At 75.1% G+C, this 651-nt stretch carries 1 protein-coding gene; it reads right to left on the bottom strand.

From position 1 onward, the window contains the following. Nucleotides 1–483: ketopantoate reductase family protein (locus QQK25_RS23195; RefSeq protein ID WP_284190078.1), on the bottom strand; the 483-nt coding region annotated here is incomplete at its 3' end. Nucleotides 484–651 lie beyond the last annotated feature (168 nt).

Here is a 651-nt window from a genome sequence, read left to right as displayed (position 1 = left end):
GACCCGGGCGCGCAGCCCGGCCGCGGCCAGCAGCTCGGCCACAGGCTCGAAGCCCGGCGGCAGCAGGGTGTCGCCGGCGCCTGAGGGCTGCACCACGCGGCCATCCCGAAACGCCCCTTCGGTGGTGATGCCCTGCCCCGCCAGCACGCCGGCACAGGCCTCCCGCAGCAGGTCGTCCACCAGCCCGTTCTGCAGCGACACCACGCCCCGGGGCGCCATCGCCCGGGCGGTGAGCGCCGCGTCACGGGTGTCGCCGGTCTTCACCAGCACGATCACCCAGTCGGCGGCTGGGGCATCCTCCGGGCCGAAGGCTTCGGGGACGAACCTCTCGCCGCCCACCGTCACGCCCTGCCGCAGCGCGGCGGCCCGCTCGTGGCTCAGGGCGATCACCGCCACCCGGCCAACCTTGGCCAGCCGCGCCGCAAAGTGCAGCCCCAGCGCTCCGGCGCCGACGATCGCCAGCGGATAGCGCCCGGCCGTCACCGCGCCGCACCCGGGCTGATGGTCAGGGTGCCGCCCTGCTGCACCAGGCTGAAGTGGCGCAGCACGTTCATCCCCAGCAGCGCATGCTCGCCCAACGCCGGCATCACCGCCACCTGGGCGTTGCGCACCTCGAAGCCGCCAAAGCGGATCGACGGCACCCGGGCCACG

Source organism: Zoogloea oryzae (assembly GCF_030161255.1).
In the GTDB taxonomy this organism is placed as follows: Bacteria; Pseudomonadota; Gammaproteobacteria; order Burkholderiales; family Rhodocyclaceae; genus Zoogloea; species Zoogloea oryzae.
Note: the sequence above shows the minus strand (reverse complement) of the source record. Positions and strands in the feature narration are given on the sequence as shown.